Source organism: Anaerobutyricum soehngenii (genome assembly GCF_009697165.1).
GTDB classification, from domain to species: Bacteria; Bacillota; Clostridia; order Lachnospirales; family Lachnospiraceae; genus Anaerobutyricum; species Anaerobutyricum soehngenii.
Genome location: NZ_VULP01000007.1, coordinates 79,349 through 92,033 on the forward strand (window position 1 = coordinate 79,349; position 12,685 = coordinate 92,033).

12 protein-coding genes are annotated in these 12,685 nt (G+C 35.3%); 10 read left to right on the plus strand and 2 right to left on the minus strand.

Translation table 11 applies throughout. The features are described 5' to 3' along the window. The first annotated feature begins 269 nt into the window (after positions 1-269). From FYJ25_RS05235 to FYJ25_RS05280, 10 genes are all read left to right on the plus strand, one after another. Positions 270-977, plus strand: a complete 708-nt coding sequence (locus FYJ25_RS05235) for a response regulator transcription factor (RefSeq protein ID WP_154580731.1) — start codon at positions 270-272, stop codon at positions 975-977. Beyond that, on the plus strand, positions 970-2,334 hold the full coding sequence (locus tag FYJ25_RS05240; RefSeq protein WP_330578272.1) for a HAMP domain-containing sensor histidine kinase: 1,365 nt from the start codon (positions 970-972) through the stop codon (positions 2,332-2,334). The genes FYJ25_RS05235 and FYJ25_RS05240 overlap by 8 nt, the downstream gene beginning before the upstream one ends. 460 nt (positions 2,335-2,794) lie before the next feature. Continuing rightward, positions 2,795-3,436 (plus strand): hypothetical protein, encoded by a 642-nt coding sequence (locus FYJ25_RS05245; protein WP_154580732.1) that lies wholly within the window; start codon positions 2,795-2,797, stop codon positions 3,434-3,436. A 38-nt stretch (positions 3,437-3,474) separates the two neighbouring features. Continuing rightward, complete coding sequence (locus FYJ25_RS05250; RefSeq protein WP_154580733.1) at positions 3,475-4,029, plus strand: transglutaminase-like domain-containing protein; 555 nt, start codon at positions 3,475-3,477, stop codon at positions 4,027-4,029. Then, the gene (locus FYJ25_RS05255; protein WP_154580734.1) at positions 4,013-5,038 is read left to right on the plus strand and encodes a transglutaminase domain-containing protein; all 1,026 of its coding nucleotides are present in this window, start codon (positions 4,013-4,015) and stop codon (positions 5,036-5,038) included. Before FYJ25_RS05250 ends, FYJ25_RS05255 begins: the two co-directional genes overlap by 17 nt. Positions 5,039-5,043: 5 nt before the next feature. Then, on the plus strand, positions 5,044-6,459 hold the full coding sequence (locus FYJ25_RS05260; RefSeq protein ID WP_154580735.1) for an MBOAT family O-acyltransferase: 1,416 nt from the start codon (positions 5,044-5,046) through the stop codon (positions 6,457-6,459). 19 nt (positions 6,460-6,478) lie between these two features. Further along, positions 6,479-7,888 (plus strand): alginate O-acetyltransferase AlgX-related protein, encoded by a 1,410-nt coding sequence (locus FYJ25_RS05265; RefSeq protein ID WP_167513775.1) that lies wholly within the window; start codon positions 6,479-6,481, stop codon positions 7,886-7,888. A gap of 1 nt (position 7,889) precedes the next feature. Then, positions 7,890-8,873: a ubiquitin-like domain-containing protein gene (locus FYJ25_RS05270; protein WP_154580737.1), complete on the plus strand. Its 984-nt coding sequence runs from the start codon at positions 7,890-7,892 to the stop codon at positions 8,871-8,873. 339 nt (positions 8,874-9,212) lie between these two features. Beyond that, positions 9,213-9,674 (plus strand): Hsp20/alpha crystallin family protein, encoded by a 462-nt coding sequence (locus FYJ25_RS05275; RefSeq protein ID WP_096238909.1) that lies wholly within the window; start codon positions 9,213-9,215, stop codon positions 9,672-9,674. Positions 9,675-9,844: 170 nt separating this feature from the next. Beyond that, positions 9,845-10,273, plus strand: a complete 429-nt coding sequence (locus FYJ25_RS05280) for an Hsp20/alpha crystallin family protein (protein WP_096238910.1) — start codon at positions 9,845-9,847, stop codon at positions 10,271-10,273. A 77-nt stretch (positions 10,274-10,350) separates the two neighbouring features. Here the strand turns inward: FYJ25_RS05280 and FYJ25_RS05285 are convergent, their stop codons facing one another. Together FYJ25_RS05285 and FYJ25_RS05290 are read right to left on the minus strand one after the other, a co-directional pair. Then, a complete protein-coding gene (locus FYJ25_RS05285; protein WP_154580738.1) occupies positions 10,351-11,211 on the minus strand; it encodes a hypothetical protein in 861 nt (286 codons plus the stop codon). Between the two features lie 68 nt (positions 11,212-11,279). Continuing rightward, complete coding sequence (locus tag FYJ25_RS05290; RefSeq protein WP_096238912.1) at positions 11,280-12,683, minus strand: sensor histidine kinase; 1,404 nt, start codon at positions 12,681-12,683, stop codon at positions 11,280-11,282. Positions 12,684-12,685: the final 2 nt, after the last annotated feature.

Below are 12,685 nucleotides of genomic sequence, written 5' to 3' on the forward strand. Positions count from 1 at the left end.
GTAACAATATTTAAATAGCGTATAAGAGAATTTGGAAAAAAGAATGTGACAGCCTATCTTAAGTAAAACTTAAAAATACTTAAGATAGGCTCTTTTTTTCTTTTTTCATGCCGAAATAAGGTATAATAAAATAATAAAAAATGTTTTACAAAAAAGGTTCTTATCAGTATTTTTTTGTATAGAGGTTTTTATAAATCAAATATGAAATACAGTAATAAATACTGAGTTTGGAAGAAGTTTAAGAAATTATTTTAGAGAGGCGGATAAATTTGGAAGAGAATAATTCAAGTATTTTGGTGGTGGATGATAATCCGGAAATTCAGGAAATTATACAGGTATTACTTGGAGGAGAAGGGTATCTGGTAGAGACAGCAGGTAATGGTGTGAAAGCTTTGGAAATGCTTAGTCAAAGAGAGTATGATTTAATTATTCTTGATATTATGATGCCGGGACTTGATGGGTATCAGACATGCCGCAAGATGAGAGAAGAAAGTAACGCACCTATTTTATTTTTAAGTGCAAGAACGAAAGACAGTGATAAAACATTAGGATTTTCGAGCGGAGGAGATGATTATCTGGCGAAACCGTTTTCCTATAATGAGTTGATCAGTCGGGCAAAGGCATTAATACGGCGATATCAGGTTTATAGAGGAAAAGCAGAACAGCCAGTGAAATTGAATCGTTTTTCCTGTAGGAATCTGATCGTGGATGAAGAGACTAAGAATGTATACTCTGATGGAGAGCTGCTGGAACTTACGGATACGGAATATGCCATCTTGCTGCTGCTTTTGAAGAATCGTCATCAGGTATTTTCGGCAGAGCGTCTTTATGAAGCTGTATGGAAGGAGAGTTTTTACTATGGTGCAGAGAATACAGTGATGGTGCATATTCGAAATCTCAGAAGAAAGGTAGAACGGGATTCTAAAAACCCGTCCATTATAAAGACTTCATGGGGAAAGGGATATTATTGTGATTAAAAAAGTACGGGAAAAAACAAAGGGCTGGCAGATTCATAAACAGTTGATCGTTCTTATTCTTTTAACGGGAATGGTGAGTGTTCTTTTATTTGAAGTACTATGGTTAAACAAGTGGAATATTTATGAGTATGTTCGACAGATTCCGGGATTGCATGATGTATCATTGGATGAAGATTTTTGGGAAGATTTACGAGCAGAAGCAACAAAGTATGATATACCTTCTTCGGAAGACGATAAGGCAGGGATTAAGAAGATTCAGCCGTTTCTTGAACAAGGAGATAAATATACCGGAATTTATATTTATGCGTTAAAAGAAGGGAATTATATAACCGGAAGGTTTCCAAAAGTGTTGGAGAATGCAGCATTTAGTACATTTTTTGATATGGGATATCAGCTTACCGGAGGCGAAGGGGAGGAAACATATGAGTTTCCTATGAAGTTCAAGAATGGATATGCGACAGTAATGGTATGGTTTTATCACAGAGTGCGCTTTATTTATCCATATTGTATTTTTTCATTAACTGTCAGTATTGGTTTATTTTTTACTGTCATTTTATTTTTCATAAAAAAGAAAATGAATCTGGTTGCAGAACTAAAAGATGAGATTCTCAGAATGGCAGCAGGTAATCTCAGGGACAGTGTACCGAATATGGGGCAGGATGAGATTGGAATTATTGCGGAAGAACTGGATAATTTAAGAGCAGCACTGCAGGATACATTAGTTCGCGAGAAAGAAAGCCGCAGAGCGAATCAGGATCTGATTACGGCGATGTCACATGACTTAAGGACACCGTTGACTATCTTAAATGGATATTTAGAAGTACTTCGCCTGAATAGAAATCCGGAAATGCATGAGGAATATTTAAAGAGGTGCCTGCAAAAGACCAGTGATATTCGAGAGATGACAGATAGGATGTTTGAATATGCGCTGGTATTTGAAGAAGGAGAAGAGCCAAAAGTAAAGGAAATTCCAATAAAGTTTTTCAGAGACTGTATCAATGAACATAGTGATTTTATACGTCTGGCAGGATTTCAGACAGAGATGGAATATACTTATGTCGAAAGATGGATTACGGGGGATAAAGGGATGATAAAGCGGATTCTCAGTAATCTTTTTTCCAATATTTTAAAGTACGGAGATAAGTCTTCACCGGTATTTATAAAGGGAAGCTTTACAAAGCAATCATACATTCTTGAAATATCTAACACTGTAAAACAACAAAATACCGGGGTGGAAAGCAATCATATTGGATTAATGAGTGTAGAAAAAATGATGCACCAACTCGGAGGAGAAAGTACGTTCTCTGAAAAAAATGGATCCTTCGCCGTAGAATTAAAATTTAGTTTAGTTCATTAAGAAAATGGATGGAGCGAAAAGATAATCGATTCCTTTCGGAGCCAACAAGCAGAAAATAAAAATTTCAGACCATAGTATAATGTAATGTGAGAGCAAGTAAAAATGCCGGGAAGGCATTTTCTACGCAGTGATATCTTTACATTTGCTATGGTCTGAAATTTTTATTTTCGTTTGTTTCTTCAATAAATCAAATAATCATCCAGTCTTTTGAAGGCCTCTTTTATTCTGCTAAGTGGCAAGGCAAGATTAAATGTTTTGCTTGAAGTAAATTGAAGCCTTGAAAGTGATATAATCTTTTCCATTATAAGAATGTTATAAAATATTTTCAATGTAATTTTATGAAGTTAAAAATGTACTAAATAAAGCTGATAATTTTCTTGAAAATACAGTACTACAGACATTGCAAACAGAAGGGGGAGTGTGATAAAATGGGTGTGAATTTTTACAAGGAGGAAGACTTATGGAAGGATTAAGAAAAAGTGAAAAGTTTATGCCAGAATATAAGCTAAGTATTTTTCTGACATTAGCGATGCTGGCAATGTTGTTTTTTACAGCAGGAATGAAAACGGATGCCGCGGAAGTTCCAAATGGCCTTGTTGTAAATAATGGGGTAATTTCTTATTATGAAAATGGGACAGCTGTTAAAAACACATGGAAAACAGTAGATGGTAAGAAGTATTATTTCCAGAGTAATGGAAAGGCTGCTGTTGGTAGTGTAAAAGTAAAGAAAGCGTATTATGTCTTTAATGAAGTTGGTATTTTACAGACAGGTAAGAAGCGTCTTGTGACTGTGAAGAAGAAACAGTATTACGCAGCAAAGAATGGAAAGGCTCTTTCTGGAATTTACTATATAAAGAATAAGTTCTATGCATTTAATAAGAATGGGGCCTGTAACCAGAAAAAGACAAAGAAGCTTAAAGCGGCTGCAAAGTATAATAAGAACTTTAAAAAGCTTAAAAAGCTTTTAGGCAAGCCAAAGAAGACGAAGTATGAGTCATATTCCTGTTATGGACCGGGAAATGACGGATACATTAAGTATGCTAATTTTACTGTATATGTATACAAGTACAAAGGTAAAGTATTGTATATGGGTGCAGAGTAAAGAATAAATCATTATATCTAACAAAGGAGAGAATTGAAATGAAAAGTATCAAGAAATATGTTGGGATTTTTCTGCTGGCATTATGTCTGATTGGAACAATGCAGGCAGTACCATGTAAGGCTGCAAGTCTGAATTCAAATGTGAATGGGATCGTTAAAAGTCAGGTTCTTCCTGAAGACACGAAGGAAGTAAAGTTACAGAAGTTATTCCAGTATACAGAGAAGACTTATGGTTACAAACGACAGATTGGTTTCAAGAATAAAAAAGGCTGGACAAAAACATATGCACAGAAGATGATCAAGAGCAAAAAAGGAAGCTGCTATCATTTTGCTGCTGTTTATGGTTATCTCGCTAAAAAAGCAACAGGATATAAAGTTCGTGTTGCTGTCGGTCAGACAAAAGGATTTAGCGGTTCATGGCAGCCACATGCATGGACAGAAGTTAAGGTTAAAGGTAAATGGTATATCTTTGATACTAATATGGATAAGTTTAAAGCGAACTCCACTTTAAAATACTATAACCTGTTAAAGACAAGTAAAGCTGCAAAGAAAGTTTATAAAAACAAAGGAGTAAAGTATGTTAACATCAAGTAATTTTACATCTGGAATAGATTTTGTGAAGAAGAATTTTCGTGTTGTAAAGATGTTTCTTTTTGTTGCTGTTTTAGTATTTGCATTTTCTGTAAATGGACATGCAGAAGAAGCTGGTTCTCAGAATCCTGTGGAGGGAACGACACCGGAAGAGACAACAACAGAGCAGGAAGTAAAACCTGTAATAAAGAATGGTCTGGTAGAAGAAAACGGTAAATACTATTTTTATAAAAATGGAAAGAAACTGAAAAAAATCTGGAAGACTGTAAATGGAAAGAAATACTATTTTAAAAAGAATGGACAGGCTGCAACAGGTTCTTATAAAGTGAAAAAGAAATACTATATTTTTAATGAAAAGGGCGTATTTAAGAAGTATAAATCTGAACAGCCAGTAAGTGTAGGAAAAAGAGTATATTTTGTTTCTAAAAAAGGTATGGCAGCACCAGGATGGCATATATATAAGAACAAGCTGTATTATGCGAAGAAGTCTGGTATATGTGCAAAGTCTCAGACAGTAGATGGCATTACATTTACTAAGAAGTCTTATGCAGCGAATAATACAAATACTAAGTCAAAGATCAAGGCAAGAAAGATTGTTGAAAGTATTACAACAAGTAAAATGAGCAGAGCGCAGAAGAGACGTGCATGCTGGAATTACATGGTAAGACGCGGACGTTTTCATTATGCATTAAAGTATCCTAATTTATCTAAAAAGGGATGGCAGAGAGCGACTGCTTTAAATATGCTTTCTACAAAGAGTGGAAACTGCTATAGTTTCGCTTGTGGATTTGCAGCATTAACAAAAGAAATTGGTGACAGACCGGTTGTAATCTGCGGAAGAGTAAGCGGAAGAAGAGATCATGCCAGTGACGGTATGACAAGACACAGCTGGGTACAGATTGGCGGAAAGAATTATGATCCAGAGGGACAGTTTGCCGGATGGGCAAGAGGAATCTATGGATCCTCAGGATATCGTGTTCGTCATAGCATTCAGAGGAAAGTGGTGTTCTAGGGAAAATGGTATTTAGTTCATTTGAATTTTTATGTATATTTCTCCCTGTACTCTGCATAGTATATGCAATACTGCCATCTATACGATGGAAAAATGGGCTGCTTATTATAGGCAGCCTCCTCTTCTATGCATACGGAGAACCGGTATACGTATTATTAATGATAGGAAGTTCCCTGGTACATTATCTACTTGCTATGGGAATCAGTAAATCTGCTTCTGCAAAGAAGCCTCTGCTGGCGCTGGATGTTATTTTGAGTCTTGTTGTTCTTGGACTCTTTAAATATACAGGAATGATCGTTACAACGATTAATCAGATTGCACATTCTAACATACCAGTACCAGCTATTGTTATGCCTATCGGCATATCTTTTTTTACGTTCCAGTCTATGTCTTATGTAATTGATGTATATCGTGAACGTGTGGAAGTGCAGACTAACTTTTTTAAAGTACTGTTGTACATATCTTTCTTCCCACAGTTAATTGCGGGACCGATTGTAAAATATAGAGATATCAGCAAAGAGATTGATGAAAGACATACGGATGCACAACAGGTAATGCAGGGACTTCAGAGATTTATTATAGGTCTTTCAAAAAAAGTTCTTATTTCTAATACAGTTGGACAGGTAGCCGATCATATTTTTGCAGCGCAGGCATCATCCATTAATGGTGTTACAGCATGGCTTGCGGCAATCAGTTACCTTTTACAGATTTATTATGATTTCAGTGGTTACAGTGATATGGCCATTGGGCTTGGACAGGTATTCGGTTTTCATTTTCGTGAGAACTTCGACCATCCATACGATGCAACATGTATTCGTGACTTCTGGAGAAAGTGGCATATTTCCTTATCTTCTTGGTTCAAGGATTATGTATATATTCCATTAGGAGGTAATCGAAAAGGAAAAGTTCGTACAGCAATAAATAAATTGATCGTATTCTTTCTTACCGGTTTATGGCATGGTGCAAACTGGACATTTGTTGTATGGGGATTATTCCATGGCTGCTTTTTGATGCTTGAAGAGTTTGTTCCAAAGCTTCAGAAACTTCCTCGTGTAGTGGCACATATTTATAGCTTAGTCGTAGTTACGGTTGGTTTTGTTATTTTCCGAGCAGATACCTTATCGCAGGGATGGATGTTTATTCGGAAAATGTTCTCCGACTTTTCTATGTCTGCGGCAGGAAACAGCCTTGCAATGCAGCAGATGACACCATGGTTTATCTTTATTCTTGTCATTGCTGTTCTTTGCGCTGCACCGGTAAATTCCCTTGCAAAAGGAATCAGAAGCAAGATGACGGAAGGAAGTAAAGGATTGGCTGTTTGCGGAACAATAAAAAGTGTATTTACACTGGTATTACTTTTATGGTGCATGATCCGACTTTCTGGAAATGCATATAATCCATTTATTTATTTTAGATTTTAGAGGAAGGAATGTGATGAAAATGAAATATAAATTATATATTGTTATATTTATGGTAATGTGCATTCTTCCTTTTGCCGGAATGGCAGTTGCAAAAACAGAGACAACAACAGAGAATAGAACAATGGCTGCTTTCCCTTCTTTTATGGAAGAAGGAAAGTGGAATGTAAATTACCTGCAGGATTTAGGAGCATACTTTGAAGATCATTATGCGTTTAGAAATCTTCTGGTTTCCGTAGATTCGCAGATACAGGCAAAGTTATTTAAAACATCAAATATGGATACTGTCATTGTAGGAAAGAATGACTGGCTGTATTACACAGCCTCTCTTGACAACTATCTTGGACAGAACCTGATGTCTGATCAGGAAGTTTATAATGCAGCATATAATCTGTCTATTGTGCAGGAATATGTCCAGAGCAGAGGCGCAAAGTTTTTAGTAGCAGTCCCTCCAAATAAGAATTCGTTATATGGGAAAAATATGCCATATTATGACCAGTCTAAGGTAAGTAGTGAGAGAAATTATACGAATATCATAAAGGCTCTTAAATCGAATAAAGTAGCATATACAGATTTGTATCAGCTTTTTTCCAATAAGAAAGAAACTTTGTATTTGAAGAGAGATTCTCACTGGAATGAAAAAGGTTCTTTGCTTGCATATAATGCGCTGCTCACAGATTTAAATAAAGAGCATGAATTGTATGAGACGGTGCCGGTACTTCGAACAAAGACAGAAATCGGAGATCTGAACAAGATGATTTATCCGATGTGGAGCCAGCCGGAATGGAATTATGATTATCAATATAAGAAGAATTATACATACACATCTGATACGAAAAGCGTGGAAGATGCATATATCACGACAACAAACAAAAAGGCCCAGGGTTCTCTTTTAATGTTTCGTGATTCCTTTGGAAATACATTACTTCCATGGATGGCACAGTCCTATGAGAAAGCTGTATTTTCAAAAGAGATGCCATATCCGTTAGAAAAATATATGCAGGAATCCAAGGCAGACACTGTTATTATAGAAAAGGTAGAAAGAAATTTAAAAGACTTTATAACAGATCCACCAATGTTTACTCCATCAGAGACAAAGTTATCCGGTGAAGCAAAACAGGTAGAGACAAAGACCACAGTTCATGTGGGTGTCAGTGAAGCAGATACTGCTTATACAGAAGTTTCTGGAAAGCTTGATTCTAAATATGTCACACCAGGAATGAAAGTATATGTAGCGGTTGGAGAAGATTCTGATCAGCATATTTATCAGGCGTATCTGGTGAATGCTAATTCTTCTGCTGATTCTTTAGACACTACAGAGTATCGTCTGTATCTTCCACAGGAGACAGTAGATACAAAGACGAAAGTTCAGGTTTATGTAGAGTCAGAGCAGGGTCTTTATCTTGTGGGACAGAGCTTGAAGGGAGAATAGTATGAGAGTAAATAAATATATAATTGCAATTGCAGCAGGTATATTTTCCCTGAGTATGTTGTCCGGATGTCAGTCAAATAAAAAGGCAGATATGAATGTAAGTATCCAGGATGGTCAGGTACAGACAAAACTTGCTGTAGCGAAAGGTTCCTCTGTATCTGATATTCTTAAAGAAGCGGAGATTACTCTGAATAAGAAGGATCAAATTACCCCATCCCTTACTACGAAACTAGATAGCGGAGAAGAAAAAATAGAGATAGCTCGTTATGAAAAGTTAAAAGTATCGGATGATAATAAAGAACAGGAAGTAGAAATCCTCGGCGGCAAGGTAAAAGATGTCCTTGAACAAGCAGGGATTACTCTTGGAAAACATGATATCGTAAATCATGATTTAGAGGCAAGCTGTACGGATGACATGGATATCCAGGTAATCCGCCGGGTAGAAGTTTCTCTACGGGCAGATGGCAAGACAAAAAAGACAGTCACTCAGGCAAAAACAGTCAAAGAACTTCTTAACGAAAATAATATTGCTCTTTCCAAAAAGGATCGTATACGCCCTGCATTAAATAAACCTTTAAAAGAAGGAACAAAAGTTGTAGTAGAACGAGTTGAAACAAGAAAAGAAAAGAAGACAGAAGAGATTGCATTTAGTGTGGAAACACAAAAATCCTCTTCTATGTATGTAGGTTCAAGTAAAGTAACAAGAGAGGGCGTGAATGGCTCTAAAGAAGTTACATATCAGATTACTTATGTAGATGGCAAAGAAGAGAGCCGCAAAAAAGTAAAAGAAAAGGTAATCAAAGAGCCTGTTTCTAAGATTGTTACAGAAGGCACAAAAGAAAAACCACAGCAATCTTCACAGAAATCTTCTGGTTCTGGAAAACATATCGTTTCAAAACGAAAAGTACCGGACTGTGATGGTTCCGGTCATGGCTACTGGGAAATCAAGTATTCAGACGGAACAGTAGTAATAAAGAATTATTAAACACAAATAAAACGAATAAAAAAGTCATTATGTAAAACAGATTTACAGCACTATGTGAGGATGCCTGCCAGCAGCCTTCATGTTTACGGAAGTTGAAGTTTTATATAATGGCTTTTTTATTGTTCACAAAATGTTCACAAAATTTTAGCACTCAACACTTGACATGGCTAATAATAGGTGTTATATTACAGCTAGAACAAAGGAGAGGACATAAAGAGATAAGAAGATAAAAAAGAAGTTCTGAACCGAAGTTCATAAAATTCATTTCAACATAGTCGAAAGAAAGAAGCTTCCGATTTGCTGAAGACAGTTTAAAGATTTCGAAAGGAGAAATGACTTATGATGATGCCTAGTATTTTTGGAGAGAATTTATTTGATGATTTTGATAGCTGGTTTGACGCACCGGTTGAGAAGAGATTTTTTGGTAAGAAGAATCCGTTATATGGAAAACATGCAAAGAACCTTATGAAAACAGATGTAAGAGAAAAGAAAGATAGCTATGAAGTAGATATTGACCTTCCAGGATTTAAGAAAGATGAGATTAAGCTGGAACTTGAGAATGGATATCTTACGATTTCTGCCGCAAAAGGTTTAGATAAAGATGAAACAGATAAAAAGACAGGTAAATATATCCGCCGTGAACGTTATGCCGGTAACTTATCAAGAAGCTTTTATATCGGAGAAGGTGTAAAACAGGAAGATATTAAAGCCGCATTCAAGAATGGTATTTTGAGCATTACCGTTCCAAAAGAAGATAAAACAGCCAAGGAAGAGAAGAAATACATTACAATTGGTGAATAATTGATAAGATAATCTTAGAAAAAGATAAATCAGAATATTAATACATGGAAAAATAACAGATACCCATGAGGTATTTGATAAGATATAGGTAATATGGATTATAAGAAAGGCGAAATATAGTAGCCTGAATTATAGAGATTAAAATTTAGTTTTGAAGGGAGAAATGACTTATGATGATGCCTAGTATTTTTGGAAATAATTTTGTAGATGATGTATTTGATGATATGTTCCCATTCGCAGGTAATTATACAACTGCTAACTATGATCTTATGAAGACAGATGTAAAAGATGCCGGAGATCACTATGAACTCGAAATGGAAATGCCTGGAGTTGAAAAAGAAAACATCAAAGCAGAACTGAAAGATGGTTATCTGACAGTTACTGCACAGCAGAATACCAATAAAGATGAAAAAGATAAAGAAGGTAATTATATCCGTAAAGAAAGATACAGTGGAAGTTGCCAGAGAAGCTTCTATGTTGGTGAAGGCGTAAAACAGGAAGATTTGAAAGCTGCTTTTAATAACGGAATTCTTACGGTAGCAGTACCGAAAGAAGTTCAGAAACCGGTAGAGGAAAAACAATATATTGCAATTGAATAATAATCTATTCAGAAACGAATAGATAGAATGAAAAAGGTCTGGTGATTGCAGATGCGATTACCAGACCTTTTTCTCTTTTATTTTAAAACTTTGGAAAGTATAGTTTTAGCTGGATGTTTTAGTTTTTCTTTGTCCGGGTCTTCGGAGGTAACTTCAGAAAGCATATGGTAAAAGAAAGTATAATCTTTCTGGCTGGCAGACGGAACACTATTGAGGATTCGTTGTATTTCATTCGTATTCCCGCTAAGACGAGCATTTCTTTCAAAAGTGCTAATGGTATATTCGTCTGTTAGAGCAAGTCCAAAGATGTCCAGAAAATCATCATAAATAGAATGATTTTTAAAATATCGTTTCCCATAGCGTCGTACGATAATGTTTTCACTTCCTAATTCGGCAGCGATTTCATTTAGTCCTTCTGCGTAATCAAGATATACTGCGGAAGGAGTAGTGTGGATAAATTCTTCCCATGTCATAGAGCAAAATCTTTTTTTAGATTTTTTTATTTTTTGATTCCACATGGCATTTAATAAAGCATCTTGTCGTCTGAGATAAACGATAATTTTTATTTTAAATGCATTATGGAGAGATTCCTTTCGTAATGTTTCCCACAAGTCTCTTTTTTTAAAATGTGCGGCATACCAGATTCCTTCATCAGAGAGGAGAACATTATCATATTTAGAAAACATATGAATAATGTGATCCATGTTAAAGCGAAAAAGCTTTTTTTCTTCTAATATATTTATTTTACCATTTTTATCATATTGTGGAGCAATAAGAAAATGTGCATTTCGAAAAGGGTTTATATCAGGATAAGTTTGTTCAAATACAGGAAAATAAACCCCATGTTTTGCAAGGTTTTCTTTATTTTCGTTGCAAAAATATTGGATGGAAGTAGTGGCAGTTTTTGGACAGCCGATGTGTATATATAATGTTTTCATGATATCCTCTTTTCTTAAAGTTTTTTTGTAAACGAAAAAGAGAATATCTTAAAAACATTAAAATTAAATTAAAAAGCTTCCTGTGACCGCATATTAGAAATAGCTGCTTCTTTGGGGAGAGAAAGTGTAAAAATAGAGCCTTCATTCACTTTACTTTTTACAGATATTGATCCTTTATGCAATTCTGTGATTTTCTGTACCAGAGAAAGTCCCAATCCAAAGCCCGGTGTATTCCTGGATTTATCTGCACGATAAAAACGGTCGTAAATGTGCTTCTGTGTTTCTTCGTCCATACCACACCCATGATCTTCTATTTCAAAAATAGCAAGATTGTCTTTTTCCCATAATCTAAGTTTGACAAAAGACTGGTTTTCGCTATATTTCATCGCATTATTTATAAGATTTTTGATAGCGATAGCCATAAGGCTTATGTTCATGTAAATAGATATGTTTTTGAGATCATATTGAACAGATATTTGTTTTTGCATACGAAGTGGTTCTGCCTCACAAATAGATTCAATAAGATCTTTTAAACAGGAGTATTCAAAGTCTTCTTTTATTCTCCCCTGTTCTAAGCGGGAAAGTTGAAGAAGCTGAGTAATAATTTCATTTGTTTTTGCATTTTGACGTGCGATTACAGTCAGGGAATCCATATAATCGTTTATTGTTCCCCCATATTTTTTTAAATACTGACATTCTGCTGATATAATAGATGCAGGGGTTCGAAGTTCATGAGCAACATCAGAGGTAAATTGCTGTTGTTGGTGAAACAGATCTTCTAATCGGTCCATCATACGATTATTTGCCTGAATCATAGCATCCATTTCTTTAAATGCAGTAGCAGATTCAATACGCTTTGCAAGATTACCTTCGATACCGATAGTATCAGCAGTATCTTTTATTTCTTTCATAGGAATTGTAAGTCGGGAAGAGACAGCGCCGATTAGTAAAAGACCAATAATACTGATTACAAAAGTAAAAGTATAGGATATGTATTTCATAGCCTGGTATTGGCTGTTAAAATCCGTTTCTTTTCCAATGTTTCTTATAATAACAAGAATTTGCTTATTAGTAATGATGTCTTTTTTTAAAAAGGGCCGGTCAAAAATATAATAATATCCAGAGGAACATTTCACTCGCCTAAAATCCCACTGATTTAGAGGATAATTGTTTAATTCTTTGTCTGGATAATGACCGCGGATTGTTCGGCCCTTATTATCTAAAACAAGTTTTTGTACATGATTTTCCCGGAAAATAAAATTTTTGTCTACTAAAATTTTCCCATTTCGGACTTCAACGTTAAGAAAATCATAACGGCTTTCCCGGCGGATCTGCCTTCTGATATCAAAGTAAATTGTTTTATTGGAAAAATATGAAATAAACAGTATCATTATAGCTGCCATAATCAATATAATTGCGGCAAAGCGAATAGAAATATAGTGAGTAATTGATTGTTTTTCTTTATGGTTCATAG

Coding starts and splice junctions, on each gene's coding strand:
- FYJ25_RS05285 (WP_154580738.1), bottom strand. CDS start 11,211: ATGAAAACATTATATATACACATCGGCTGTCCAAAAACTGCCACTACT.
- FYJ25_RS05275 (WP_096238909.1), top strand. CDS start 9,213: ATGATGATGCCTAGTATTTTTGGAGAGAATTTATTTGATGATTTTGAT.
- FYJ25_RS05250 (WP_154580733.1), top strand. CDS start 3,475: ATGAAAAGTATCAAGAAATATGTTGGGATTTTTCTGCTGGCATTATGT.
- FYJ25_RS05255 (WP_154580734.1), top strand. CDS start 4,013: ATGTTAACATCAAGTAATTTTACATCTGGAATAGATTTTGTGAAGAAG.
- FYJ25_RS05270 (WP_154580737.1), top strand. CDS start 7,890: ATGAGAGTAAATAAATATATAATTGCAATTGCAGCAGGTATATTTTCC.
- FYJ25_RS05245 (WP_154580732.1), top strand. CDS start 2,795: ATGGAAGGATTAAGAAAAAGTGAAAAGTTTATGCCAGAATATAAGCTA.
- FYJ25_RS05290 (WP_096238912.1), bottom strand. CDS start 12,683: ATGAACCATAAAGAAAAACAATCAATTACTCACTATATTTCTATTCGC.
- FYJ25_RS05265 (WP_167513775.1), top strand. CDS start 6,479: ATGAAATATAAATTATATATTGTTATATTTATGGTAATGTGCATTCTT.
- FYJ25_RS05280 (WP_096238910.1), top strand. CDS start 9,845: ATGATGATGCCTAGTATTTTTGGAAATAATTTTGTAGATGATGTATTT.
- FYJ25_RS05260 (WP_154580735.1), top strand. CDS start 5,044: ATGGTATTTAGTTCATTTGAATTTTTATGTATATTTCTCCCTGTACTC.